Source organism: Jiangella alkaliphila, from assembly GCF_900105925.1.
In the GTDB taxonomy this organism is placed as follows: Bacteria; Actinomycetota; Actinomycetes; order Jiangellales; family Jiangellaceae; genus Jiangella; species Jiangella alkaliphila.
The window spans coordinates 6444475-6470223 of the sequence record NZ_LT629791.1; the positions used below are offsets into that span (position 1 = coordinate 6444475).

The following is a 25749-nucleotide window of genomic DNA, read 5'->3' on the forward strand; positions in this document are numbered from 1 at the left end:
TCACGAAGAACGGAACCGACGGGTCACGCCGCTGGAGGAACGCCTCGCCTCGTGCACGGTCCAGTTCGGCCGGCCGCTAGGCCGCACGCCCGACCCGGCCCGAAGCCGGCGAGGTGAGCGGCGAGCCGCCTCGATGGAGTACAGAAACCTCTCAAGGGGTGCGCCATCACCGGAGGCGCACCGGGATCTGGAAGGCGAGCAGACCGACGCCGGTGCTGGTCATGACGCGCGGACCGGCGCCGACGTGCGAGTGGTACGAGACGACGGCCTCACGTGGTGCGGGCCGGTCCAGGCCGAGCACCAGGCCGCGGCCGTTCTGCCAGCGAACGGACTCGACCACCGCCCCGGTGACCCGGAAATCGGCGGCGGCGCCATCTTCGACGGTCAGCGGATCGACCGGCCTCCGCAGGGTCACCACCAGTTCGTCCGGGTTGTCGTCCACGCGGTGAGCCACCCGCGGGTCCGGTGCGAATGCGCCGGGCAGGTCCAGGCCGTAGAGGTCGACCAGCAAGGTGGCGGCGTTGTGATCGCCGAGAGTGCGATAGCCGTCGACATACGCGAAGTGGCACTGGTTGGTGGCGTTGAGTGCCGTCGTCGACAGCACCCGCAGGTTGTCAACGGTGTCCGGCAGGCGCCGCTGTGCGGCGCGCAGTGCCACCTCCTCCGCGCTGCCGCACGGGGAGTATCGCACCTGGTGTGCGTACACCCGCAGGTCGGCGTCGAGGTCCTGGCGCCAGTCGCCGACGAGGTCGGTGAACCCGGCGACATGCGAGGCGGCGTCGTTCGCGTCCGTCTCACCCTGATACCACAGCATCGCGTCTATGACGTCCGGGCCGGTCAGGCCGGCGCGGGTCAGGCGCTGGAGAAGTCGCCCGTAGTCCGTGGACGGGTCGGTGGGCTCGGCGTCGTTGCGGACGAAGTAGTCGATGCGGCGGCCGCCGCGTGCGCCGTTGACGATGGCCAGCGGGACGTCACGGTCGGCAGATATCAGGTTCCCCATCCGGGTCGCCCACTGGCCGATGGCACCGGGCCGGTACGTCAGGTCGCCTGCCCCGTAAGTCCAGCCGTCGGTGCCGAGCGATATGTCGGGGTTGAAGTGGGGCGTGCCGAAAGTTCGCACCCATCGGGACCGGTCCGCCTCCGCGGAGCCGCCGTACGACGCCGCCACCGCGTTGGACTGCCCATGCACGATATAGACGTCACCGGCGACGACGTCGACGGCGCGGGCGATCCTGCGGCTGGCACCGTCCGCCGCGATGGCCCACAGGTCGAGGTCGGTCGAGGTCAGCGCGACCGGCAACGTGGTGGTGACGGAGAACCGGGAGTCGATCACGTCGGCTCGCTCTGTGGACTGCCGGCCGTCCCGGGTGGTGCGCAGTTCGACAGCCGTCACGTCCGGGGCGAGCGCCGCACCGCTGATCGTCACGGGAACAGTCGCGTCGGTCTGACCCGGACGGGGGATCACCTGCCGTGATGTCGGGAACGAGTCCACCCATGCCACCGCGGGCCGGGCGAAGAACGTGAGTCGCCGGGCGGAGTAGTCGCCGGCGTTGCCCGCGAACGTCCAGTCCGGGTTCTCGCCGGTACTTGCGCCGATGCCGACGTCCATCATCCGAGAACCGCCGGCGGCGAACGCATTGACGGCCAGCACCGGGGTCGCGGTGGCCGAATCGGCGGTACGGGGACCGCGCGAGTCCTGCGCGTCGGCGAACGCATGCACCTGGAACGAGCCGTAGCCCATCGTCGGCTGCACCGTGTCGTCGGCATCGAATTCGTCGTCGGAGGCGCCGGGCACCTGCTTGGCGCCGGACTGGTTGTACTGGTTGGGCCACATCTCCACCCAGCCGGACCCTCCGTCCAGGGACGTCACCCCGGACACGTTCGAGGCAACCGTGAGGTCGTCGACGTATTGCTGCCGGACCTCACCGGGACGAGTCGGAAGCGCGAGGTCGGCACCGCCCAGCGCCTCCATCGACGTCCACACCCACGTAGTGCCGTCGTCGGTGGTCAACTCCAGGCAGTACCCCACGCGGTCGTACCCGTGTTCCACGGTTGCCGACCGGTCGAAGGCATACGGCGGTGTCGTCTCCCGCCAGTTCGCCGCTGTCGGCAAGTCGAGGCCGCGGATCGGTTGATAGCCGGACGCCTCGGCGTCGCACGCCGTCGACCAGGTGGTCGTGTCGAGATCGGCCGCGGCCAGGTCGCCGGTCAGCGGCGGGACCGCGCTCAGCGCGAGAGTCACGCATCCGATGGCCAGCAGATGACGGATCGAGCGACGTCTGGTCATGCGGGTACCTCTCTGTTGGGTCCCTCGGACACCGCTCGATGCGTCGGACCCCTGCAGATCGCAGGCCCATCCGTCCACGACAGCATCTAGGATGTCCTACAAGTGGTTCCGGACTATAGAGTCGGGGGCCAGCGCTGTCAAGATCGCGAGACGCCGAGCCGACAGCCTGTAGTGGCTCGTGGCGCTATCAGCGCACCCGTTGGTGGTCGGTGCCGTCGTGACGTGCTCGCTGATGTAGTCGGTCACCGGCGTGCGCGGTCGAGCTCCGCCGCGAAAGAAAGCCGACGCCGACTACAAGATCTCGTTCGCCCGACGCTCCTCAGCGTTCCCTCTTCAACGTCGTGATCTGTTCCGACTCCGCGGTGCTCATCCCCGCCCGCTCCCCGACGTCGATACCGGCCCGACGGACGCACCAGCGCAGAGTCTCCGCGGACCGATCCCGACTTGGCCGCTATCGACTTGATCGCATCGAAGTCCCAAACCATTGTCGACCATGGACTCAGCGACCATCCTGACCGCGCTGAAGACGATGAGGGTGTCGTCGTAGAGCCCGCGTCGCCGCAGCAGGTCGACCAGGCGCCCGACCTCGTGATCCAAGTGCGTGATGGTGGCGTAGTAGTGCGCCATCACCTGCCGCAGGCGCGGCAGGTCCAGTGGCTCCTAGTCGAGGTACTCCCGCCGGTACCGCTGGTCGGCCGCCGGGACCGTGCCGGTCCAGCCGGGCAGCGGGGTCAGCGCCGCCGGGTCGTAGGCGTCGTCCCAGCCCGCGGGCGGGTCGAACGGGTGGTGCGGTTTGACGACCGACACATGCAGCAGCTGATCGCCGGCCCCGGTCCAGCCGGCGAGCACCCGCCGTGCCCGCTCGCCGATCCAGCTGGTGGAGTGCCACTCCTCCGGCAGGTTGGACCGGCCGGTGCCGTACGTGTCCCAGTACGACGCCGGCGCGGTCGCGCGGAACTCGTGCTCCTGGTCGATCAGGTCGGTCACCGGCGCCAGCCCGGCGGCCGCCCGGTCGCGGTGGTAGTCGTCGTCGTACCGGCCGGTGCCGTCCTGCTCGGCCAGTTCCAGGTGGTCGTAGCCGACGTCGAGGTAGGTCGGCGTGAAGTGCATCTTGCCGATGGCGGCCGTGCGGTACCCGGAGCGCCGCAGCGCCCGCGGGAAGGTGTCGATGCCGGGCGCGAGGGTGCAACGGTTCGTCCAGCCGCCGTGCTGACGGACATGCGGCCCGGTCAGCAGCGAGTACTGTGACGGTGTGCAGACGGGGACGGGGAGTACGCCTCGCGGTAGTGCACGCCGTCGCCGGCCAGCCGATCCAGGTGCGGGGTCCGCACGTCCGGGTTCCCGGCCACGCCGAGACAGTCCACCCGGAACTGGTCGGCTTGGATGATCAGGACGTTCGTCACCGTCAGCGGCCCTCGCCGAGGAAGCCGAGCTCGGTCACCTCGGCGCGCAGCACGGCCAGCTGCTCCGGGCCGGGCGACACCAGCGGCGTGCGGCATCCGCCGCAGTCGACACCGGTCAGCGCGCCCAGTGCCTTGAAGCCGGCCAGCTCCCCGCCGTAGCGCGACGCGGCGTCGATGACCTGATGTGCCAGCTGCTGGGCGGCCCGCGCCTGCTCCAGCTCGCCGCGGGCGGCGTGGTCGAGCAGCCGCCGGAACAGCGGGCCGGCGAAGTTATACACCGACCCGATGGCGGCGCGGGCGCCCCACTGCCACGCGGCGAGCACCAGCTTGGCGACGCCGACGAACACCTCGTGCTCGGTGCCGGCGAGGTGCAGGCAGCGCTGCAGGTCGGCCATGTCGTTGTGGGCGAACTTGACGCCGGCGAACGTCGGGATCTTCTCCCGAGCGACCACGAGCACGTCGCTGGCCCGCAGGTCGACGCCGGTCATCGAGGGGATGTGGTAGTAGGTGAACGGCAGCGTCGGCGCGGCGTCGGCGATGGCGGCGCAGGCGTCGACCAGCGCTGCCACCGTGTCCGGGCGGTGGAAGTAGGGCGCGACGGACGAGATCGCCCGGGCGCCCACGGACTCGGCGTGCGCCGCCAGCCGGCGGGCCTCGGTGAGGCTGGCGTGGCCCACGTGGACGATGACATCGAGCCGTCCGTCCGCGACCTCGCACCACCGCTCGGCCAGGGCCATCCGTTCCGCCGTCGAGAGCGACGCGCCTTCGCCTGCGGTGCCCCCGATGTAGGCCGCCGCCGACCCCCAGCCGAGCAGGGCGTCGGCCTGCTTCGGCACGGTGTCGAGAGCGACCTCGCCGGTCTCGGTGAACGGGGTGAACACGGCGGTGAGCAGCGCCATGTCGGGACCGTCGGTGGAGTAGCGCAACCCGGTCATGTGGTTCCTTTCGGCAAGGTCAGCCCTTGGTGTCGGTGAGGTTCACGAAGTCGCGGGAGTCGGTGACCAGCCCGGTGATGCGCTTGTCCAGCGCGAACAGGGACGGCACGGTGGAGATGCCGATGGCCCACGCCTGTTGACGAGCGTGCTGTTCAGCGCGGCGTAGGCGGCCTCCTGGTCCGCGGGCGTCATGGCCGAGCCGGCCGCCCCGAGCGCCTCGGCATACGCAGGCGGCACGTTGGGGCCGAACGTGGTGTTCCGCCCTGCGCCGGGATGGCCCGCAAGTCAACCGTGGCGGTCAGCGAACTCGGGGAGCTCGGAGAGCCGATGACGCCGGCCCTCATCTCGACGGTCCACCCTGTGCTTAGCCAGCCTGTTGCAGCTCCTCCTCGAACTCAGCGCGGATCTGGTCTCCGCCGCCGCTTCGCCAGGCACTGACCAGGGAGTTCAGGTCACCGATCGGCTTGCGGCCTTGGATGATCTCGTTGACGCCGTCGGTGAAGGTCTTCTCGATCGTCGCGTTCTGGGTGGCGTCGGTGTTCGAGAACAGGCCCACGGTGGGGTCGGCGATACCGTTCGGCAGCACTCTCGTCTGGAACTCGTGCTGGTAGTCGGCGTCCTGCGGGCGACCGGGCACGAAGATCGGCGACGGCGAGTCGGCCAGGTAGCGGATCGGGAGCACCGTGTTCGCCGTTCCCTCGGCCGTCAGCACGGGGTTGCCGTCGCCGTCGAGCGTGTGATCGCGCCCCTCGTCGCCGTAGAAGCGGAACGTGTACTCCTCGGTTCCGAACGGCGCGGACAGCCAGTCGAGCATCCGGAGGAGCATCGTCAGGCGCTCCTCGTCCTCCTGCTGTGCGATCGCGGCGAAGGAGTAGAGCCCGGGGCCGTACGCCCATGGCGCCAGTTCAGAACCGTCTCGGGTGTAGACCGGCAGGAGGCCGAGCTCGAACTCCGCGTTCGCCTTGTTGTCGAGGATGTACTGGGTCCAGCCGCCGTAGCCGTCGGAGGGGTTCACGGCACACGTGCCGGCGTTGAACAGCTGCTTGAACGGCTGTGCGTCGGAGAACGCATCGGGGTGGATGACCCCTGAGTCCCACAGGTCGATCATGTCGCTGACGGTCTGCTTGAACTCTTCGGTCTCGTAGCTGCGGGTGAGCTTCCCGGCCTCGTCGCGCCAGTTGTTCGGCTCGCCGTTCATCCGGCCGAGGAGTTTCATCGTCGGAACGATCCGGCTGAGTGCGAATCGGCGCTCGCTGGGGTCGGTCAGCGCCTTCATCGCCTCGGCGAACTCGTCGTAGCCCTTGAGGTCGACGGGGATGTCGTACTTCTCGAACAGGTCCTGGCGGACGAAGTGGTAGCTGTGGGTGCGGCCTCGAGGGATGGGGATGCCGTAGATGCCGCCGTTGTAGACCGTCGATCGCCAGGCGTCGGTGGGAAGGTTCGCCAGGTTCGGGTAGTCCAGAGCGGCATCGCCGGACAGGTGTGCGGAGAGGTCGGTGAACTGGGCGTCGAGCAACTGCGGCAGGTTCGGGATCCTGTTGGCCGGGGGACGCATCATGACGAGGTCCGGCAGGTCGCTGCCGGCGATCATGGTCTGGAACACCGTCGGATAGTCGGCGTTCGGCACCATCCGCAGGTCGAGGTCCACCCCGAGCTTCTCGTTGAGACCGGCCCAGAAGGCGTTGCGGTCCGGGCCCGGCGGAATCGCGTAGAAGATGTTGGCCATCCCGGAGACGGTGCTGCCGTCGCCGGGGACGTTCTCCACCGACCTGGGCCGGTCCGCCGGGTAGGTCCGGTACGCGTCGTCGACGCCGATGTCCGTGCCGGGGAGGTCCGGCTGGGCGCCGGAGAAGCGCTGGTAGGCCGGCAGGTCCAGGCTCCGGTTCGCATCGGCCTGATTGCCGCTCGGCGCCCCATCCGAGTTGTTGCAGGCGGACAGCAGGCCGCCGGCGCCGGTCAGCAGCGCCAGGCTGCCGGCGCCGTACAGGAAGCGACGGCGATCGAACGCAGGTGTGGACATGACGTGGTCTCCGTTCTCAGCCGGGCCGGAGCCCGGATGCGTCGTTGCAGTGGTCACGGAAGTCGACGTGGGGTCGAGTCAGCCCTTCACCGCGCCGATCATGACGCCCTTGGCGAAGTGCTTCTGAAGGAAGGGATAGACGATCAGGATCGGCACCGTGGCGAGGACGAGGATCGCCATCTGGAGGGAGAGCTGCGGCGGTAGCGCCTCGGTGGCACCGACCTGGTCACCGCCGATGGTGGTCTGGTTCACCACGAACGTGCGAAGGACCAATGCCATCGGCCACTTGTCCGCCGACTGGATGTAGAGCAATGCGTTGAAGAAGGCGTTCCAATACGCCACGGCGTAGAACAACCCGATCACCGCGAGTACCGCCTTGGACAGCGGCAGCACGATCTTGACGAGGACGGTGGCCGAGGACGCGCCGTCGATCGCCGCGGACTCGAACAGTTCCTGTGGCAGGTTCTGGAAGAAGGCGCGCATGACGATCACGTTGAACCCGTTGACCATGACCGGCAGGATCAAGGACCAATAGCTGTCCAGGAGCCCGAGTTCCTTGACCACCAGATAGTTGGGGATCAGGCCGGGGGAGAACAGCACCGAGCCGAGGACCAGAAGGAGCATCGGTTTGGCGCCCAGGGCCCCTGGCCGGGACAGCCAGAACGCGAGGCACGCGGTGACGGCCAGCGACAAGAGGGTGCCGACAACGGTGACCAGCACCGAGATCGCCAATGCCCGGGTGACCACTCCTCCGTTGAGCAGTGCTTCGTAGGAACTCACGGTGAAGCCGGTCGGCCACATCACCATGCCGCCGGCGTTGGCGTTGATCGTCTCCTGGTCCGCGAACGAGGTGGCGATGACCGTCCAGAACGGGACGATCACGAGCACGACCGAGATCAGCAGGGCGATGAACTTGATGCCTTGGACCAGCCTGCTGGGCTTCTCCATCCACACCGGCCGCTTTGCGGATGTGCGCGCTCGGGCCGCGGCGCGATCACCGCGACGAGCGGCGGAATCGGTGACGGTCATTTTTCGTAGACCCCCCGCTCGCCGAAGAGGTGGGCCAGTTTGTTCGCGCCGATCACCAGCACGATGCCGACAAGCATCTTGAACAGGCCGACGGCCGACGCCATACTCCAGTTGCCGCCGATGATCCCGTTGTTGTAGACCCAGGTGTCGAGCACCTCACTGGCCTCGAGGCCGACCGGTCCCTGCTGCAGGATGATCTGCTCGAAGCCGACCGACAGGCTGTTCCCGAGCCGCAGGATCAACAGCAGGATGAACAACCCGCGGATCGCCGGCAGCGTGATCGACCACATCCGGCGCAGCGGGCCGGCGCCGTCGACCGCGGCCGCCTCGTACTGCTCCTGGTCGATCTGGGACAGCGCGGCAAGGAAGATGATCGTTCCCCAGCCGGCGTCCTTCCAGATGATCTGGCTGGTGAGCAGGGTCGTGAACAGGTCGGGCACACCGATGATCCGGACGATGTCGATGTCGTTCTGGATCAGGAAGGTGTTGAGCATCCCGGCGTCGCCCAGAACCTGCTGGAACAGCGCGACCACGATCACCCACGACATGAAATGCGGCAGATAGAGAATCGACTGCAACAGCCGCTTGAGCCGCTCTCCCGCCAGGGAGTTCAGCATCAGCGCGAACGCCAGCGGGATCGGGAACACCAACACCGTCTGGATCACGGTGAGGATGAGGGTGTTCTTCAGCGCGTTCAGGAACTGCGGGTTGCCGTCCCAGAGGAACGAGAAGTTTCCGAACCCGACCCACTGCGACTCGCCGATGCCGAGATACGGCTGATAGTCCTGGAACGCGATCACGTTGAAGGCCAGCGGGAAGTACTGGAACAGGATCAACGCGATCCCGCCCGGCAACCCGATCCCGACCAGAAGCAGGTCGGGCCGGACCCGGCGTCGCCGCGATCGGTTTCGCCCTATGGGTCGGTTGCCGCCACGACCGCGATCGGGCTTGGTGGCGCGTTGCTCAACGACTGGCGACGTCATGGTCACCACCTAGATGACGGGCCGGCATGGGGGTCCTTCCTGGCGTGCCGATGATCGACCTGCGCCGGCACTGGCTGGTGGCCGGCCGGCCCTCGACACTGGTCGGGGCCGACCGGGCGCGGTCACCGTCGAACGATCTGTTTCATCGGGAGGTGGGTCACGGGGGTGGCGCCTTGGACGGAGTTGGTGGCGGCGAGGTCGGCGACCTGCTCGGCGGTGAGTGCGGTGTCGAACAGCCAGACCTCGTCGATGGCGCCGACGAACTGGGCGTTGATCCCGTCGACGCGGGCGCCGACCCTGATCCCGGTGCGCGCACCGGCAGAGACCGAGCCCGTGCCGATGGACGCGCCGGTAGCCGCGACCTGGCCGTCGACGTAGAGGACGACGCCGTCGACATCACGCACCAGGGCGACGTGATGCCACTCGTTGTCCACGAAATCACCCAGCGCGGTCAGAGTCCTGGTGGATCCCTTGTCGGTCGAGATCTGGGCCCTGATGACGTTGCCGCTGTTGGGCTCGACCTGGATCCACCACCTCGGCCCGAACCGGTCGTGGGCATAGAGGATGGCCTGGTTGTTGCCAAGGTAGTCGGTACGGAACCACGTGGCCGCGGTGAACGGTTCACTGCCGAACGACAACTCGTCGGTCAGGGGCAGCTCCGCGTAATCGCCCGCGAGAGACAACCCACGGCCGAACCTCCCGGCCACGATGCCCGGTGTGCCACTGATCGTGGCATCGTGATCACCTGCGACGTCCGGAGTCACCGCCGGTGGGGGCGTGGGCACATCCAGCAATCGTTCGGGCACCCGCGTGAAGTAGATATCGTGGTGATACGTCAACTCCTGGTCACCGGGATAAAACCGCTCACCGCCCTCGAATGCGACGCCGATCACGCGATTGCCAGGCCGATCACCCAGGAGCACCATCTCGGAGTAGGCCGACGGTCCGTCGTAGACCTCGTAGCTCGGTTCCCACGTCTCACCGCTGTCGAAACTCGACCACAAGGTCAGCTTCTCCCGAGCCGTCGGGTGATTGGGAATGGACAGCACGACCCGATCCGGCCTGGCGTGCATGGCTGGTAACCGGACCAGCGAACCGTGCACCGTCGAGGTCACCACCCCGTTGACCGCGTCGTACGACTCGTCGAATGTCTCACCACCGTCGCTGCTGGTGGTATCGACTCGGTGCCCGGGCGTAGATCCCTGGTCACGGGCGCTGAAGTACAGCCGTCCGTCCTCCAACTCCACGACCGAGACCTCGTTCGGCCGCAACTCCTCCATGCCTTGCTCATCGACCGCCCCGACCCGCCACGACTCACCACCATCGTCACTGATCAACGCATGCCCACCAGCACCGGTAAGCTCGGTGCACTCCTGGCCCGGCTCCACATAACTGTGCCGGCCCGGGATCACCAGCCGGCCCGCGTGTTCGCCCTGCGTGATCTGGATACCGTGGCCAGGCCCGGCGGAGATCATCCGCCAATTGCCCGGGTTCACCTGCGCGGTGATGTCCACCGGTTCCGACCAGGTCGCGCCGTTGTCGTCGCTATACATCGTGTAGGAACCCACGGACGACCTACCACACTCGATATCGTCGCCCACAACGTCACCGTCGAAGCGGTGGGTGTTGAGCACGATGCGGCCGGTCCGCTGATCAACGACCGGCACCGTGTTGCTCCACTTGTTCGGACCGTCGTCCACGAGCACCTGGATCGGCCCCCAGGTGGCGCCGCCGTCGGTCGATCGCTTGAGCACGACGTCCATGTCGCCCCAGTCGCCAGGCCCATTCGCCTTGCCCTCAGTAAAGGCGAGCAGGGAACCGTCCGTGGCCTCGACCAGCGCCGGGATGCGGAACGTGTGGTAGCCACCCTCGCCACGCGTGAACACTGTGGTGCGGGTCGCCTGGGCAACATGCTCATCGTCCGTCGCCGAGGCCGGCCCACCGGCTGAGGCGGCAACCATTGCGAGTGCGGCGGCGCCGGTGAGGGCGGCGACCAGTGGCCGCCTTCGCGGTGTCGTCTTCGACATGTTGGTTCCTTCCGCTCGGTTCTGCTGGACGGCCGGGGAATGGCCGCACCAAGAGTCGAACTCAGGGAGGTGCGTTGATGATGCGCGCCGATCGAACATCGGAGTGAGGCGCCTTGGCTGGATCACGCTATGATTCAGTCCGATGTCCTACAGGTTTTCGACCGTAGAGCGACGCTGACGTGCTGTCAAGAGGAGGCGAGGCGAGGGTGACTGAACGCCCGTGATTGACCCATCCGGTCCGACGATTGGGACAGCAGGTCCCGTTGCACCTGACCGTGCAGAACGAGATCCGGAGCCCCACCATGACCAACAAGCTCCGCCCAGGCGATGCGCTGAAGCCGGAGTCCGAGCTGGCTCGGCAGTTCGGGGCCACCCGAAGGTCGGCCCACGACGCCGTACAGCGCTGGAGTCACCCATGATCGGCGACGCCATGGCTGCTCTGCCGATATCGAAGAACGCTTCAAGCCCGATCTGGAACGACAAACAAGGCGACCTGCCGCTCATTTGCATCGACCCTGCCCGCCGGGGTGGGAGCTCTACGACCTGCAAGAGGACCAGGGAAATTCCGCGCGTGTATCCCGATCCTGCCGACGCCGCCCATGCAACCCCCGCGACCCGCCTCGCTCAGCTGCGCGGCGAGGCCGGCGACGCCCCGGTTCTGACGTCATGACCGACATCGATATCGACCCCATGGACCACCCGGACCTGTGGCACGGCGCGGTGAGCTGGGAGCCCGCCGGCCGCTGGCGGCAGCCGTGGCGACTGCCACCGCGCCTGCAGGGGCGCGCCTACGCTCCTGAGCTGTTCGAGAAGGCGAAGGCGCCGGCCGGCGTCCGTGCGGCGATGATCAGCGACGCCCGCGAGCTCACCCTCGAGCTCGACATCGGAACCGAGGATCCGTCGCCGCTCGATCTGCTCGTCGATGACGAACTCGTGCAGCGAGCGCAAGTGGTGGCCGGGAAGAGCCAGCTCACGTTCGCACTTCCCGGGCGGCGGGCAGCGATCGAGCTGTGGCTCCCGCAGCACGGGCAGACCCGCCTGGCGGACGTACAGCTGAGGGATACGACAGGCACCACACAGCCGGCGCCGCAGGCGCCGCGCCGCTGGATCTGCTACGGAAGCTCGATCACCCAATGCCGCCACGCATCGGGACCGTCCGAGACCTGGCCAGCCCTCGTCGCCCGGGCAGAGGAGTGGGATCTGCTGTGCCTCGGGTTCGGAGGCCAGTGCCACCTCGATCCCGTCGTCGCCGACACCATCCGCGACCAGCGTGCGGACCTGATCTCCTTGTGCCTCGGAATCAACGTCTATGGAGCCGTCACCTACAGCGCCCGCACCTGGCGGGGAAGGGTGGCCGACTTCATCGCCCGCATCCGCGAAGCCCACTCTGAGACGCCGATCGTCGTCATGTCGCCCATCGCCAGCCCCGCGCGCGAGGCATCGACCAACGCGGCCGGAGTCACCTTGACCGACCTGCGAGAGGGCGTCCATGAGGTCGTCGCCGACATGTCCGTCGATGACAGCAAGCTGCACCTCGTCGATGGAACGTCCATCCTCAGGCTTGCGGAGGCGGACCTGCTGGCCGACGGGCTGCATCCCGGCCCGCTCGGCTACCGGACGATGGCCGCCCGGATCGGTACCGTACTGAAAGCGAACCTCTCGTCCGGCTGACCTCAGCGCGCTGATGCCCGCCCGAGGTCGCGCGACCGACCGATCGTGTGGCCAAAAACAACAGGGCGAAGTCCTTCGCTGATCTCTGTCGCAGCATGGCAATTGCACAGTGGTTGACCGTCATGCCAGGCACCACACGTGGGCTAAGAAGGACGAGGGACAAGTGGCATTCGACGGATATTCGCAAGATGTGCATGTCGCGCGAGCTGTTACTGGGTGGGTTTGGCAACGGCTCCGGTTGAGTTCGGGTACCACCGTCTTTGACGTCGCCGAGCCTGCGCGGCAGCAGTTCGCGTACTTGGGAAGCGACGATCAGCTTCCGCCGGCATCCGTGGTCTCGGTGGGCCGTGGTGCCGCTGGCGGCGGGTCTACGGTGAGTTTGGCTTCGATGCCGACGTAATGATCCTGTATCGCGTCGCGCGCCTGGTCCGGATCGCCGCTGAGGATCGCGTCGAGGATCGCAGCGTGGCCCTGGTAGGCATCCATCGGGGTGCGGCCGCGTGCCGGCGGGGCCGCCGCGTGGAAGGCCTGCCAGAACAGGTCGAACAGCCGGAGCAGCATGGTGTTGTCGAGATCGCGGAACAGCAGCTGGTGGAACCGCCGGTCCTGCTCGGCGAAGTGCTCGCCGCGTTCGGCGAGCTCGCGCATCGTCTCGAGCGTCTCGCGCATGGCCGTGACGCTCTCCGGCGTCATGGCCCGCATGGCGTCGGTGATGAGGGCGGACTCGAGTGTCTTGCGCAACGCGGCCAGCTCGCGCAGGGCCCGGTGACCCTGCATGAGGCCGTACGGGAGGTGGTCGAGCAGCGGTGCGAAGGAGAAGTCGCGGATGTAGACGCCGCTGCCACGCCGCGTCTCGAGGACACCGGTGGACTCCAGCGCCTTGACCGCCTCGCGGACCGAGTTGCGGCTGACCCCGAAGAGCCGGGCGAGTTCGGACTCAGACTTGAGCGGATCGCCGGGCCGTAGCCCTTCCTTGAGGATGTAGTTCCTGATCTCGTGCTGCACGATCTGGTGCAGCGGGACTCTGCTGTCCAGCCGCCGGAAGTCCGGCTCTACGTCGTCGTCCTGCTGAGTCGCCACCTTTTGGCAGGACCTCCCCTTCGGCGCCGATCTGTAGGATATCTTGCGACCCCTTTACACCAGCAAGCGCCGACTCTACAGTAGCGAACTGTAGGACATCTTGTAGCAATCTGTCGGTCGACGACAGCGATACGGAGGTCGCGGGTGTCTGTGGAACCCTCGATTGCGATGGGACCGTCCTCAACGACAGCACGCTTGTTGCCGCCGATCGCGACGCTGGGTAATGGGTGCTGAGTCTGCGTGACCTCGTCATGAGTTCACGACGCTGACAGGCGCGGCACGCGGGGTCGATGGGATGAGCTATGACGTCTTCGGCGGCGAAAGGCTAAGTGCGGTGAGTGAGCCGGTTCAGGCAAGAGCATGGCGGTGTTCGCCACGCTGAGTCTGCTCCCAACACCGAACCCGCGCCTAAAGTAGTCGGGTTTGAGCCGGAGATCGCCCCGCAGGAGGCGGCCGCGGACATCGACGTGCTGTTCGCCGCGAGCCGCAGTGCACCGTCGCGTACCAGCCGAACAAGCTGCAGAGCCCGTCGCCGGTCGCCCGCGGTCGGCAGATGCTGACCACCGAGGCGGAATCCTGGTGACCAATGCTCGGTGGATGCCGCTGCGGCTGATGCTGACAGGAGCAGCCTCGGCGACTCACGGGTGACCGATCAACCGATCCAGTGGACGGAGGATCATGTCGACGAGACGACGACATGTGCTGTTAGCCATGACCGCAGCCACCTCGATAGCTTTGGTCGCCACCGTGCAGGTCGCGCCACCATCGGCGGCTGACCCCGGCACCTCCACGACCTCGCACAGGACGACGGTGTTCACGCGGGGTGAGGGCGGCTATCACACGTTCCGCATCCCGGCGCTGGTCGAGGCCACGGACGGCTCGCTGCTCGCCTTCGCCGAAGGCCGGGTCAACAGCCCGCGTGACACCGGCGACATCGACCTGGTGCTCAAGCGATCGACCGACGGCGGCGTCACGTGGGGATCGATCCAGGTTATCGTCGGCGGCGGCGGGACCGAGAAGTGGGGCAATCCGGTACCGGTCGTCGACCTGACCACCGGTCGGATCGTGCTGAACACCACCCGTTCCGGAGGAGAGGACGTGCAACGCGACGTCATTCTGCACAGCGACGATCATGGCGTGTCCTGGTCAGATCCGGTGGACATCACGTCCGAGGTGCGCCTGGACCACTGGCGCAGCGTCGTCGGCGGCCCTGGGCACGGTATCCAGATCACGCAGGGCGAACACGCGGGCCGTCTGGTGCTCCCGGGTCGGCACACCTATTTTGAGCCCGGTCAGGACGACCTGCACACCGGCGGGCACGCCCTCATCAGTGACGATGGTGGTGAGTCGTGGCGGGTCGGGGCGGTCGATGAGCAAGGCATGGAGGAGTTGCGGCCGAACGAGGTCTCGGTCGTGGAGTTGGAGGACGGACGGCTGTACTTCAGCGCCCGTGACCAGGGATCTACGCCCGGGCACCGAGTCGATACCACCAGCAGCGACGGTGGTGAGACATTCGACGAGCCGTACGACGCGGTCAACGGGGTGGTGACCTCGACGGTGCACGGTTCGCTGGTCCGGTTACCAGCCATGCACGCCAGGCCGGATCGGGTCGTGCTGTCCATTCCCAATCACCCGACGGCTCGGGAGAAGCTGACCTTGTGGTCGAGTTTCGACAGCGGTGAGACGTGGGAACCGAGCTACGAGGTCTACGACGGACCGTCGGCCTACTCCGAGATGGTGCTCCTGGGTGATCGGCCTGGCAATCGCGTGATCGGCGTCGCATTCGAGGGCGGTGAGCGGTTTTATCCCGGTGACCAGGAGTTGACGTATCACCACGATATCTACTTCACGCGGGTGCCCGAACGATTGCTGGATGTGCCCACGCCCCCACCGGCGGTGACTCCGGACGTCGCAGGTGATCACGATGCCACGATCAGTGGCACACCGGGCATCGTGGCCGGGAGGTTCGGCCGTGGGTTGTCTCTCGCGGGCGATTACGCGGAGCTGCCCCTGACCGACGAGTTGTCGTTCGGCAGTGAACCGTTCACCGCGGCCACGTGGTTCCGTACCGACTACCTTGGCAACAACCAGGCCATCCTCTATGCCCACGACCGGTTCGGGCCGAGGTGGTGGATCCAGGTCGAGCCCAACAGCGGCAACGTCATCAGGGCCCAGATCTCGACCGACAAGGGATCCACCAGGACTCTGACCGCGCTGGGTGATTTCGTGGACAACGAGTGGCATCACGTCGCCCTGGTGCGTGATGTCGACGGCGTCGTCCTCTACGTCGACGGCCAGGTCGCGGCTACCGGCGCGTCCATCGGCACGGGCTCGGTCTCTGCCGGTGCGCGCACCGGGATCAGGGTCGGCGCCCGCGTCGACGGGATCAACGCCCAGTTCGTCGGCGCCATCGACGAGGTCTGGCTGTTCGACACCGCACTCACCGCCGAGCAGGTCGCCGACCTCGCCGCCACCAACTCCGTCCAAGGCGCCACCCCCGTGACCCACCTCCCGATGAAACAGATCGTTCCACGGTGACTCATCGGCTCGGCGCGACGGCGAGCAGCCCGAGCGCGTCGAGCCGGTCGCGCAGCTCGGCGACCTGCGCCGGGCCCGGCGACCTCAGCGGCGGCCGGCACGGCCCGCAGTCCGGCCCGACGAGGTTGGCGGCGGCCTTGAACCCGGCCAGCTCGCCACCGAAGGCGACGGCCGTATCGATGGCCGACTGGGCGAGGAACTGGCAGGCCCGCGCCTCGCGCAGCTCACCGCGCTCGACGTGCTCGATCATGCGCAGGAAGACGGGCGCGGCGAAGTTGTAGGCCGAGCCGATGGCGGCGCGCGCGCCGATGCCCATCGTCGCCAGCAGCAGCCGGGCGCTGCCGACGTACAGCTCGTAGCGGTCGTCCGCCAGCTCCAGACATCGCTGCAGGTCGGCGAGGTCGTCGTGGGCGAACTTGATGCCGGCGAAGGTGGGGATGCGGTCCCGTGCGGCCGTCAGCACCTCGCTGGCCGGCACGGTCACACCGGTGACTCCGGGGATGTGGTAATAGATGAACGGGACGTCCGGGGCGGCCTGAGTGACCCGCGCGAAGAAGTCCGCCACCGCCGCCGCGTCAGGCGGCCGGTGGAAGTACGGCGGCACGGCCGAGATCGCCTGAACCCCGGCGTCGCGGGCGTGCGCGGCCAGGTCACGCGCCTCGGCCAGGCTGGTGTGCCCGATGTGCGCGATGACGTCGAACCGGCCGGCCGCCACCTCGCACCAGCGCTCCAGCAGGGCCATCCGCTCGGCCGTCGTCATCGACGCACCCTCGCCGGCCGTGCCGCCCACGTACACGCCACGCGTACCCCAGGCCGCGAGGGCGTCGGCCTGGTCGCCGACGACGTCCAGGTCCAGGCCGCCGTCCGGGCGGAACGGGGTGAACACGGCCGTCAGCAGGGTCATCGCCGAACTGCCGGCGGAGTGGTTCAAGGTGGTCAAGGCGGGGCCCTCTCTCAAGGAACTTCTCGGGTGGTCTCAGGCCTGGAGGTCGTCGAGCACCAGGAAGTCGCGCGGGTCGACCGCGAGGCCGGTGACGCCGTCCTTCAGCGCCGACAGCGACGGCCTGGTCGCGATGCCGATCGTCGGCCACCGCCGGTCGCCATTCGTTGGTTCGGGTCCATGGAGAGCAGGTCGACACCGTCGAGCAGGACCTCTCCCACCGCCCACAGGATCTGGCGACCGCCGACGTCGAAGCTGACTCGGTCCGCGCGCCTCACACCGGCCCTCATCCCGAGGTCGACCGTGAGGTCGCCAAAAGTGAGCACACCGGTGATCCCGACCCGTCGGCTGCTGCGACGACGCCCACCGGCGACTGCGCTCGCGCCCGTGCCATAGACCCTCCTCGAGTCTGTGTGCCCGCAATCTGGCCCGTGCCCGAGCTTCTGCATTCAGCTGGGTATCGGGCGACGGAAAGGATCACGCGGGTGCGATGCGTTCGTACTGGCTGGATTCGCGGGCGATGTCGGCCTGGACGAACCGGTGCATCAGCTCCGCACGCAGAGGCTGGGCTTCCGGGTCACCGGCCAGATTGTGCAGTTCGTTGGGGTCTTCAGCGAGGTCGAACAGCTCGACGTGGTCGGTTCCGCGGTAGACGGTCAGCTTGTACCGGTCGCCGATGTAACTTCGGACGTGGACCGTTGTGGGCTGAAACCGGTCCTCGACCAGCACGTGGTCTCGCGCCGGCCCGCCGCCGGCCCACGCGTCCAGTTGATTCACGCCCTGCATCGCGACCGGTGCATCGATGCCGGCGAGCGCAAGGAAGGTCGGCGCCAGGTCGATCAACGACGTCAGGGACTGCGTGCTGGTGCCGGCCGGGATGTGCCCGGGGAGCCTGGCCAGGAACGGGATCCTCAGCAGGTCCTCGTAATGGAACGGACCTTTGACAGTGAGCCCGTGATGCCCCAGGAAATGCCCGTGGTCGGTGGTGAACACCACCAGCGTGTTGTGGGCCAGGCCCCGGGCCTCGAGATGTTCGAGGATGCGCCCGACCGCGGCGTCGACGAACGAGATCATGCCGTAGTAGACGGCGATGTCGCGCCGCAGATCGGCCTCGTCGCGGACCTGACGACCGAACCCGTGAGTGGGGTAGGGCGAATCCGCCCACGGAGAGAAGTCGGGCTGGTCACGCTGCGTCTCGAAGAACCAGGGGTGCATCCGGGACAGCTCGCCGGCGGCGGCTGGCGGCGGAGTGATGTCAGCGGGGTCGTACATCGATGCCCATGGCTCGCTGACGAGGTACGGAGGATGTGGGTCTTGGAAGCTCGACCACAGGAAGAAGGGCTCCGCGGCGTCGACGGCACGGTCGATCGCCGCGATCGAACGCTCAGCGGTCCACGTCGTGTAGTGCAGATCCTCCGGCAGGTCCCAGCAGTGAGTGCGCCTGTTGCTGCGGTCCTCGTTCTGGAAGTATGCGGGCCAATCGGCGATGCCCTGCTCCTCCAGCCAGATCGCATAATGCTGTCCGGCCCAGCGCTCGTCGGCGTGGTTGCGGGCGAGTTCGATGTGGTCGAATCCATAGAACGGCCCAGTGAAGGTGCGCCAGAAGTCGAGATCACGCAGTATCGGCGGGCATTCCAGTGAAGTCTGGTCGGGCCGGCTCGCCAACGGTTGGAAGTGTGCCTTGCCGATCAGCGACGTCGAGTATCCGGTGCGACTCAACAACTGCCCGACCGTTGTCCGCTCTTCGTCGAGCTTGGTACCGAGAGCCCAGCAGCCGTGTGTGGACGGGTACTGGCCGGTGAGGATCGACGCTCGCGTGGGTGAGCAGGTCGGGTTCGGGCAGTAGGCACGGTCGACGGTCACGCCCCCCGCCGCGAGGGCGTCCAGATGCGGCGTCTGCAGGACCGGCGTCCTGGTCCCCATGGCCTGGTAATGATGCTGGTCGGTGGTGATCAGCAGGATGTTCGGTCGCTGCCCCGGTTCTGTCGTTGGTGCGCTCATCGCCACGTCCTTTCGCGGTCGCCCAGGAATTCGTGCCAGCTGATTGGCTCGGGCGCGGTCCAGGTCCGGCCGCGAGTGGTGTCGTAGCCGACCAGCGCCGTCCTTACCTGGGAGCTCACCTCCGCGCCGAATCGGTCCGGCAACAGGCTGACCACCGGGTAACCGTCGAAGGAGCGCATGCGGTCGAGATGCTCGGAGAAGTCCGCCGCCCCGACCGTGGGGTCGTTCCCGCCGATGTGATCGAGATTGAGCAAGGTGTCCGGGCATGACCACCGGGAGATGAACCAGTGCGCGGCCGCGACGCCGCGCCACTGCTGCTCGTTGTTGATCAACACGTCGTTGGTGCGCACCACATCGGCCCAGCGGCTCGCGAAGATGTCGGGCGTGTGGTGCTCCACCTCGTACGTGGGATCCAACGCCTTGATCGCCGCGTACGCTAGCTGCAACTGGCCGATCATGATGTGCTTGGGCCCATAGTGCAGGTCGAGCTTGTACTTGGCGAAGCCCTGGTCGCTGTAGCGGGCGAACGTCCGGCGCAGGTGATCGAGCAGGTCGGCTCCTGGCCAGGCATACCGTTCTCGCGTCGCTCGCCCGATCGTCTCGGCCCGTGCCGACACGATCGGGAAGAACTCCTCGGGGCGGCCCGTGCGGAATCTGCTGGCGACCGCCGCCCGACCCGGCGCGAACCAGAGCCCCGGAACATGGCCGCGTTCACGAATGCGTCGGGCGACGGTAGCGAGGTCGGCGATCCGGTCTGTGTCGACGTCCCAGTCGCCCAACCCGCCGGGCCCGTCCGAGGTGAACCATCCGTCGTCGATCGTGACCTTGCCCCGTGGCAGGTCCATGGCGTCGATGCGGTCAAGGAAGTCCATGATGAACGCGTCCGTGAGCTGCGCCTGCGGGGTGGTGCCGTTCTGTACCGCCGCGGCCTTCTGCTCGACCCAGGTGCAGTACTCGACGGCATCATGGAATGGCGCGGTCCGTCCGGCCCGCGCCGACCCGGCGAGCACCAGCTCGGTGTACTCCGACCAGGACTCGAAGGGCTCACCTTCGCGAACGAACACCGGCGAGGTCGAGGTGACGGTCAGCTTGCCCTCCCGGCGGCGGAACCGGCTGCCGACAGTCGGCGCGAGCAGTCCCACGAACAGGCCGTCAGCCAGGAGCACCGGCGAGCCGCCGGTCGAGTCGGCGGGCACAGCCATCGGGTCGAGGTCGAAGTCGCCGGTCTGCAGGTAGACGTCCTGACCCCACCGGTTGTGACACGGCAAGAGCACTGGACCAGGGCAATCGAAGCTACTGCGCCATGGACCGGACGTCTCGCCCTCGGGGACTGGGTTCGACATGTCTGTGGGTGTTCCCTTCCGTAGGAGGCAGGTTGGCAGTCGAGATCACTGCTTCACGGCGCCGGCCAGACCTTCGACGAAGTGCCGTTGGAGGAAGAGGAACACGACGATCACGGGCAGCAGGCTGATGGTGCTCGCCGCGGTCATCTGCGCGTAGTCGGTCGCGTTCTCGCCTTGGAAGCTGTAGACCGCGACCGCCAGCGTCTGCAGGTCGGGCTGGCTCAGCGTCAGCACCAACGGCAGCAGGAAGTCATTCCAGCTGGCGATGAACTGGATGATGATCACCGTTGCCGTCGCGGGCGCGGCAAGCGGCAGGAAGATCGTGAAGAAGATCCGGAAATAGCTCGCGCCGTCGATCTTGGCCGACTCCTCCAGGGCGTTCGGCAACTGCCGGAAGAAGCCGGCGTAGAGCAGCAGCTGCACGATGTGGGCCTGCCCGCTCTCGGCGATGATGATGCCGAACAGCGTGCCGTCCAGGTTGAGCCGCTGGATGAGGTCGTAGATCGGGATGATCGTGTATCCCTGAGGCAGGATCGCCAACGCTACCAGCGCGGCGATCACGACCTTCTTGCCTGGGAACGGGTAGCGGCCCAGCACGTACCCCATGGTCGACGTCGTGAGGACGACGATGATCACCCCGCCCACCGTGACGATCACACTGTTGAGGAAGTAGCGCCCGATGTCGGCGTTGACCCAGGCGTCGACGTAGTTGCTGAAGAACGGCTCCGACGGCAAGAGCGCCAGCGACGAGAAGATCAGGCTGTTCGGCTTGATGGAGGCCGAGATCATCCACACGAACGGGTAGATCCAGATGAGGCACAACGGCGTCATGATGACGTGGGTGACGATCCGTCGCACGCGCCCCGGGCGGCGCCGGCGTCGCCGCCGCGGCGGTGGCGGCGCGATGTTCTCGGTCGGCGCGTCCGCGCTTGTCGCTGTGCTGGTCACGGGCGTTCCTCCGCAGCCGGTCGTGGCGTCGGGTCCGTCTCGGCGACGATCTGATCCCGTTCGGTGGAGGTCTCGCCGCGGGCGCGGCGAACGGCGAGGAACTGGAGCACTCCGAAGATCATCAGGGTCAGACCGAACAGCACACCGGCCGCGGATGCGTAGCCCAGTCGCTGGGCCCCTTCACCGCCGAACGCGATCCGGTAGATGTAGACCTCCATCAGCTCCGACGCGTAGTTGGGACCGCCACCGGTCAGGGCCTGGATGAACGCGAACACCTGCAGGTTGCCGATGGTCACGATGAGCGCGATCATGACCGCGAACGGGGTCAGCAGCGGCGCCGTGACGTTGCGGAACTGCTGCCAGAGCCCGGCCCCGTCCACCCTGGCCGCTTCGTAGAGCTCGCCGGGGATCGTCTGCAGTGCGGCCAGCCAGTAGATCATGGGCTGACCGACCCACTTCCAGATGAAGATCCCGATGGCGGCCCACAGGACGATCTGGGGGTCGCCGAGGAAGTCGATCGACTGCTCGACGAGACGCAGCGTCGAGAGCACTTGGTTGGCCGGGCCGTTGAACGCGGAGAAGACGAAGCTCATGACGATGGCCACCACCGCCGTCGTGGTCACGACCGGTATGAAGATCGCCGTCCGGTACAAGGTCCGGAACCGCAGCGACGCATCGTTCAGCAGCAGCGCCAGCGCGAGCGAGAGCACGAGTTCGATGGGCGTCGCGACCGCGGCGAACAGCAACGATCGCCAGAAGGCGTCCCAGAAGAACGGGTCTCCCGTCGCCTCGACGAAGTTGCCGAACCCGATGAACGTCCGGTCCGAGGAATAGCCGTCCCAGCGGAAGAACGCGTAGTACCAGGACATCACCATCGGGTAGATCGAGAACATCGAGATGAGGATGAGCCCGGGGATCATCAGCGCGTAGCTGTGGCGTGCGTCCCAGATGGCTCGTCCCAGGCCTTGCTTCCGGGGACCCGATCGGGTCGGCAAGTCGATGGCGGCCGTCATGCGCGTGCCCTCCTCACTCGTACAGCGAGCTGTACGGTTCGCTGGGCACCCAGTCGGAGAAGACGAAGTCGTCGCGACTCACGTTCGCTCCTTCGCTGCGCGCGGTCGCGACCGCCTCGTCCAGCGATCGGTTCGCGCGGTCCTGCAGGGCCTGCATCTCACTCCTGACGTCGGTCGCCTCGCCGGTGAACAGGGCGGCGCAGACGTCGTGCAGGTTGGGCTGCGGCTGAACCACGACCTCGACCGCCTTGACCACATCCTGGTTGCGCACGACCGGCGACGGACCGATCCGGTGGTACCGCTCCATGAACTCGTAGACCTCGGCGTGCACCGGGTCCAGGTCGGCCGCTTCCTCGGGTGGGAAATGTGCCGGATCGCTCGAACCGCAGTACGCGTACCATTGCGCCTGGCCGGCGTCGGAGAACAGGAAGTTGAGGATGTTCCCGGCCACGTCGGCGTGCTCGCTGGTTGCTGCAATGCCGTAGTTCACTCCCCCGCCCGGCTCTTTCGTGATCACGCCCGGACTCGCCGTGTCCAGCATCGGAAGCATGGCGACGCCGAGGTCGAGGTCGGGATAGTCCGCGCGCCACAGGTTGATGTTCCACGGCCCCTGCATGAAGAACACCGCCTGACCCTGCGGGAACCGTTCCCGCGCGGTCGGAGCGTCGAAGCTGATCGAGCCGGGCAGGAAGCACCCGTCGCGCACCAGGCCGAGATACCAGTCGATCACGTCGATCCAGGTCGGATCGGTGTAGTTGAACTCACCGGTCGTCCAGTTGAATGAGGCGAAGATGTCGTTGCCCACCCCACCGTGCATGCCGGAGAGCTGGGCGAGGAGAGCGCACGCGTCGTTCATCCCATTGGGCTGCCCGAGGTGGTCCAGAATCCCGTAGTACTCGTCGGCACCGGTCGTGGTGACCGCCCGGACGGCCTCTCCGAGGCTGTCCAGAGTCCACTCCTGCTCGACGTCGATGTCGGATTCGGCGGCGAGGGTCCTGTTGATGAACAACAGCCGCGCGAACGCCGGCTGGTAGATAGGCAGCGAATACGTCTTGCCGTCGAAGTTGGTGACGCCGTCGGCGAGGATGCCCGCCGGGAGACGCTCCTTGAGCGCTGCGAAGTCCGGCATCACGTCGTCGAACGGTTGCAGCCAACCCTGTGCCACAGCAGCCGCAGGTGTGATGTTGCCGGGCAGCTGGAAGACGTCGGGTGCAGTGCCGCCGCGCAGACCGAGGGTGATTCCCTCCTGGATGCTGTTCCAGTTGGTGCCCTGATAATCCACGGAGATACGCGGGAACTTCTCCGAGTACGCCTCGAGCATCGCGTTCCAGTAGAGGGCCTTCGCGTCGCCACTGTCGACCCATCGCAGCGACACGTCACCGGTCGGCGCCTCGGCCCAGTCGGGGATGTCGAACTCGCCTTCCCGGATTTCACGCGGGCCGGATTCGGGTACATTGCTGGTGTCGACACAGCTGCCGATCAGTGCCGCCAGCCCAGTGGCCCCGGCGCCCTTCAGCACGGTACGGCGAGAGTAACGCCTCATTGCGCTCATGATCGTCCTTCGTTCCTGTGCCTCGCCGCGAACCGAGGTACCCCCGGCCGCGGCGTGAGGCTGCGTGTTGGCGGAACAATGCTGTGCGACACGGCCGGCGCTGGGCATCGACCACTCACCGCCGGCCGTATCGCGCTAGGCGCGGCTCAGCTGGTCGAGCGGCAGGTGGACCAGCGTTCCGGCCGCGATTCGATTGCCCTCGTGCAAGTCGGTGATCTCGGCCGCGTTCAGCGCCCGGTCGTACAGGAGGATCTCGTCGAGCGACCCGACCGTCGGGTTGTTGACGCCGTCGAGCCGGGCACCGAACCGGACCCCGACGACGGCGCCGCCGGAAACCGATCCGGCCACTCCGGATTCCGACCCTCGGGCGACACCGTCCACGTGAAAGGTCACGGTGTTGTCGGAATCGCGAGTGAGGACGAGGTGATGCCAGGCGTCATCGAGATAGTTGCCGGGTGCCGACACCGTCACGTTCGCCGTGTCGGTGTAGACGCTGGCGCGTACCGCGGTGCCGAGGACCTCGAGCTGCCACTTCGGAGCCGTACCCGGCACGTACGCATCGGCGATGCGTTGCAGCTGCTGGTGCGCCGTCCGGAACCAGGTGGCGACGGTGAACGGTCCGTCACCGAACAGGATCTTCTCATCCGCCGGCAGCTCGACATACCCGCCGGAGATCGCCAGTCCGCGCCCGAATCGACCGGGGACCGTCTCGAACTGACCGTTCACGATGCCGTGCAGGCCGTTGCCGGAGCGGTCGGGTGCGGTGACCGGACGCGGCTGAGGCAGGTCCAGCAGGGCCAGGGGCACGCGGGCGAAATCGATACGCTGGTGATAGCTCTGCCCCGTGTAGTCGCCGAGCCACGGTCCGCCCTCGTACGCGACGCCGAGAACGGCGTCGTCGACCTTGACCATCTCGGAGTATCCCGCCGGCCCGTCGTACACCAACGTGCCCTGGCGCCACGTCCGCCCGCCGTCGAAGCTGGATCGCAGCGTGAGCCGTTCCCGCGACGACGGATGCTGCGGCCCCGCGAAAACGAGCCGCTCCGATCGGTCGCCACGCGCTGTCGCCTCGACGAGCGAACAGTGCACGACCGGCGTGAGGAGGTCGTCGACGATCTCGAACGGCCCGTCGAACGTGTTGCCCCCATCGCTGCTCGTGGTCGCCGCGCGGTTGCCTGGTGCACGTCCGTGTTGGTCTCGAGTGTTGATGTAGATCGTGCCATCGGAACGCTCGACCATGGTGGTCTCGTTCGGGATGATGTCCCACGAGGAGTACGCGCCCATCTCGCCGTCGATCTGCCAGGTCTGACCGTGATCGTCGCTGTAGACGACGTGCACGCCGACAACTGCCGGAGTGTCGCCGTCGGCGGGCAGGTACGAGTGATTCCCGGGCATCACGAGCCGACCACGGTGCGGCCCGTGCTTGAGCTGGAAGCCACTGCCAGGACCGATGACGAAGTGCCGTATCGGTGCGGGCTTGATGTCGGCGGTGAGCTCCCGCTCCCGCCAGTCCGACCAGGTGTGGCCATGGTCGTCGCTGTAGGTGAGGAACGGCCGCGGGGCGTCCTCCGGGCTCACCGTCCCGTTCAGAATGTCTTCGCCTTCGACGTGATCGGCGACACGCATCGCGACGACGAAGATCCGGCCGGTCTCCTCGTCGACCACCGGCGAGCCGCTCATCCTGGTGCCGTCCTCCGCGGCGATGACCTGCAACGGTCCCCAGGTACGACCTCCGTCGACCGACCGCTTGAGCACGAGGTCCGCGGGGCCGAAGTCGCCAGGGTCCTCGATCTTGGCGTTGACGATGCACAGCACGTCGCCGTTCGGCGCCGGGATCACGTTCGGCACCCGGAACGTGTGATAGCCGTCATGCAGCCGCTCGAACACCACCGACCTTCGGATGGCGCCCATACCAACCGCTTCGGCCCGACCTGGGACCGAGAGGGACGCGCCCACGGCACTCGCGGCACCGACCAGAC

The 25749-nt window shown here is 67.3% G+C and carries 18 protein-coding genes and 1 pseudogene; 3 read left to right on the forward strand and 16 right to left on the reverse strand.

The window, feature by feature from the left end; translation table 11 throughout:
• Window positions 1-166: 166 nt before the first annotated feature.
• The 8 genes and pseudogenes from BLV05_RS29765 to BLV05_RS29795 all read right to left on the reverse strand — a co-directional run bounded on the left by BLV05_RS29765 (window position 167) and on the right by BLV05_RS29795 (window position 10684).
• Window positions 167-2287 carry a sialate O-acetylesterase gene (locus BLV05_RS29765; RefSeq protein ID WP_046769592.1) on the reverse strand — a complete coding sequence of 707 codons (2121 nt, stop codon included), beginning with the start codon at window positions 2285-2287 and terminating at the stop codon, window positions 167-169.
• A 366-nt stretch (window positions 2288-2653) separates the two neighbouring features.
• Window positions 2654-3523: pseudogene (locus tag BLV05_RS37955) on the reverse strand (sulfatase-like hydrolase/transferase).
• On the reverse strand, window positions 3517-3690 hold the full coding sequence (locus tag BLV05_RS37960) for a sulfatase-like hydrolase/transferase (protein WP_201777992.1): 174 nt from the start codon (window positions 3688-3690) through the stop codon (window positions 3517-3519). The pseudogene BLV05_RS37955 and the gene BLV05_RS37960 overlap by 7 nt, the downstream one beginning before the upstream one ends.
• Window positions 3691-3692: 2 nt before the next feature.
• Window positions 3693-4625 (reverse strand): dihydrodipicolinate synthase family protein, encoded by a 933-nt coding sequence (locus BLV05_RS29775; RefSeq protein WP_052762594.1) that lies wholly within the window; start codon window positions 4623-4625, stop codon window positions 3693-3695.
• 364 nt (window positions 4626-4989) lie between these two features.
• Window positions 4990-6645, reverse strand: coding sequence for an extracellular solute-binding protein (locus tag BLV05_RS29780; protein WP_046769591.1), 1656 nt, complete (start codon window positions 6643-6645; stop codon window positions 4990-4992).
• A gap of 78 nt (window positions 6646-6723) precedes the next feature.
• Complete coding sequence (locus BLV05_RS29785) at window positions 6724-7674, reverse strand: carbohydrate ABC transporter permease (protein WP_046769590.1); 951 nt, start codon at window positions 7672-7674, stop codon at window positions 6724-6726.
• Window positions 7671-8657, reverse strand: a complete 987-nt coding sequence (locus BLV05_RS29790; RefSeq protein ID WP_082155340.1) for an ABC transporter permease — start codon at window positions 8655-8657, stop codon at window positions 7671-7673. The genes BLV05_RS29785 and BLV05_RS29790 overlap by 4 nt, the downstream gene beginning before the upstream one ends.
• Before the next feature lie 122 nt (window positions 8658-8779).
• On the reverse strand, window positions 8780-10684 hold the full coding sequence (locus tag BLV05_RS29795; RefSeq protein WP_172860721.1) for a sialidase family protein: 1905 nt from the start codon (window positions 10682-10684) through the stop codon (window positions 8780-8782).
• A gap of 415 nt (window positions 10685-11099) precedes the next feature.
• On the opposite strand from BLV05_RS29795, the gene BLV05_RS36255 reads away from it, so the two are divergent.
• Entirely contained in the window at window positions 11100-11354 is a 255-nt protein-coding gene (locus BLV05_RS36255; RefSeq protein WP_152691163.1) for a hypothetical protein, read from the forward strand.
• Window positions 11351-12355, forward strand: a complete 1005-nt coding sequence (locus tag BLV05_RS29800; protein WP_052763241.1) for an SGNH/GDSL hydrolase family protein — start codon at window positions 11351-11353, stop codon at window positions 12353-12355. Before BLV05_RS36255 ends, BLV05_RS29800 begins: the two co-directional genes overlap by 4 nt.
• 312 nt (window positions 12356-12667) lie before the next feature.
• Here BLV05_RS29800 and BLV05_RS29805 read toward each other — a convergent pair whose 3' ends face one another.
• Window positions 12668-13435 carry a FadR/GntR family transcriptional regulator gene (locus BLV05_RS29805; protein WP_197683403.1) on the reverse strand — a complete coding sequence of 256 codons (768 nt, stop codon included), beginning with the start codon at window positions 13433-13435 and terminating at the stop codon, window positions 12668-12670.
• Between the two features lie 711 nt (window positions 13436-14146).
• Between BLV05_RS29805 and BLV05_RS29810 the strand changes: the two genes are divergently transcribed.
• Window positions 14147-15973 carry a sialidase family protein gene (locus BLV05_RS29810; RefSeq protein ID WP_172860724.1) on the forward strand — a complete coding sequence of 609 codons (1827 nt, stop codon included), beginning with the start codon at window positions 14147-14149 and terminating at the stop codon, window positions 15971-15973.
• Window position 15974: 1 nt separating this feature from the next.
• On the opposite strand, the gene BLV05_RS29815 is transcribed toward BLV05_RS29810, so the two are convergent.
• The 7 genes from BLV05_RS29815 to BLV05_RS29845 form a co-directional block, all read right to left on the reverse strand.
• Complete coding sequence (locus tag BLV05_RS29815) at window positions 15975-16877, reverse strand: dihydrodipicolinate synthase family protein (protein ID WP_046773070.1); 903 nt, start codon at window positions 16875-16877, stop codon at window positions 15975-15977.
• 513 nt (window positions 16878-17390) lie between these two features.
• Window positions 17391-18914, reverse strand: a complete 1524-nt coding sequence (locus BLV05_RS29820) for a sulfatase family protein (protein WP_046773071.1) — start codon at window positions 18912-18914, stop codon at window positions 17391-17393.
• Complete coding sequence (locus tag BLV05_RS29825) at window positions 18911-20116, reverse strand: alpha-galactosidase (RefSeq protein WP_160312847.1); 1206 nt, start codon at window positions 20114-20116, stop codon at window positions 18911-18913. The genes BLV05_RS29820 and BLV05_RS29825 overlap by 4 nt, the downstream gene beginning before the upstream one ends.
• Before the next feature lie 186 nt (window positions 20117-20302).
• Window positions 20303-21205, reverse strand: coding sequence for a carbohydrate ABC transporter permease (locus tag BLV05_RS29830; protein ID WP_197683404.1), 903 nt, complete (start codon window positions 21203-21205; stop codon window positions 20303-20305).
• Window positions 21202-22218, reverse strand: coding sequence for a carbohydrate ABC transporter permease (locus BLV05_RS29835; protein WP_082155870.1), 1017 nt, complete (start codon window positions 22216-22218; stop codon window positions 21202-21204). Before BLV05_RS29835 ends, BLV05_RS29830 begins: the two co-directional genes overlap by 4 nt.
• Window positions 22219-22231: 13 nt before the next feature.
• The gene (locus BLV05_RS29840; RefSeq protein WP_046773066.1) at window positions 22232-23737 is read right to left on the reverse strand and encodes an ABC transporter substrate-binding protein; all 1506 of its coding nucleotides are present in this window, start codon (window positions 23735-23737) and stop codon (window positions 22232-22234) included.
• Between the two features lie 168 nt (window positions 23738-23905).
• Entirely contained in the window at window positions 23906-25681 is a 1776-nt protein-coding gene (locus BLV05_RS29845; protein ID WP_082155872.1) for a sialidase family protein, read from the reverse strand.
• Between the last annotated feature and the right edge of the window lie 68 nt (window positions 25682-25749).

Coding starts and splice junctions, on each gene's coding strand:
- BLV05_RS29795 (WP_172860721.1), bottom strand. CDS start 10,684: ATGTCGAAGACGACACCGCGAAGGCGGCCACTGGTCGCCGCCCTCACC.
- BLV05_RS29835 (WP_082155870.1), bottom strand. CDS start 22,218: ATGACGGCCGCCATCGACTTGCCGACCCGATCGGGTCCCCGGAAGCAA.
- BLV05_RS29810 (WP_172860724.1), top strand. CDS start 14,147: ATGACCGCAGCCACCTCGATAGCTTTGGTCGCCACCGTGCAGGTCGCG.
- BLV05_RS29825 (WP_160312847.1), bottom strand. CDS start 20,116: ATGGCTGTGCCCGCCGACTCGACCGGCGGCTCGCCGGTGCTCCTGGCT.
- BLV05_RS29815 (WP_046773070.1), bottom strand. CDS start 16,877: ATGACCCTGCTGACGGCCGTGTTCACCCCGTTCCGCCCGGACGGCGGC.
- BLV05_RS29775 (WP_052762594.1), bottom strand. CDS start 4,625: ATGACCGGGTTGCGCTACTCCACCGACGGTCCCGACATGGCGCTGCTC.
- BLV05_RS29820 (WP_046773071.1), bottom strand. CDS start 18,914: ATGAGCGCACCAACGACAGAACCGGGGCAGCGACCGAACATCCTGCTG.
- BLV05_RS29780 (WP_046769591.1), bottom strand. CDS start 6,645: ATGTCCACACCTGCGTTCGATCGCCGTCGCTTCCTGTACGGCGCCGGC.
- BLV05_RS29790 (WP_082155340.1), bottom strand. CDS start 8,657: ATGACGTCGCCAGTCGTTGAGCAACGCGCCACCAAGCCCGATCGCGGT.
- BLV05_RS29800 (WP_052763241.1), top strand. CDS start 11,351: ATGACCGACATCGATATCGACCCCATGGACCACCCGGACCTGTGGCAC.
- BLV05_RS29785 (WP_046769590.1), bottom strand. CDS start 7,674: ATGACCGTCACCGATTCCGCCGCTCGTCGCGGTGATCGCGCCGCGGCC.
- BLV05_RS29845 (WP_082155872.1), bottom strand. CDS start 25,681: ATGGGCGCCATCCGAAGGTCGGTGGTGTTCGAGCGGCTGCATGACGGC.
- BLV05_RS29765 (WP_046769592.1), bottom strand. CDS start 2,287: ATGACCAGACGTCGCTCGATCCGTCATCTGCTGGCCATCGGATGCGTG.
- BLV05_RS36255 (WP_152691163.1), top strand. CDS start 11,100: ATGATCGGCGACGCCATGGCTGCTCTGCCGATATCGAAGAACGCTTCA.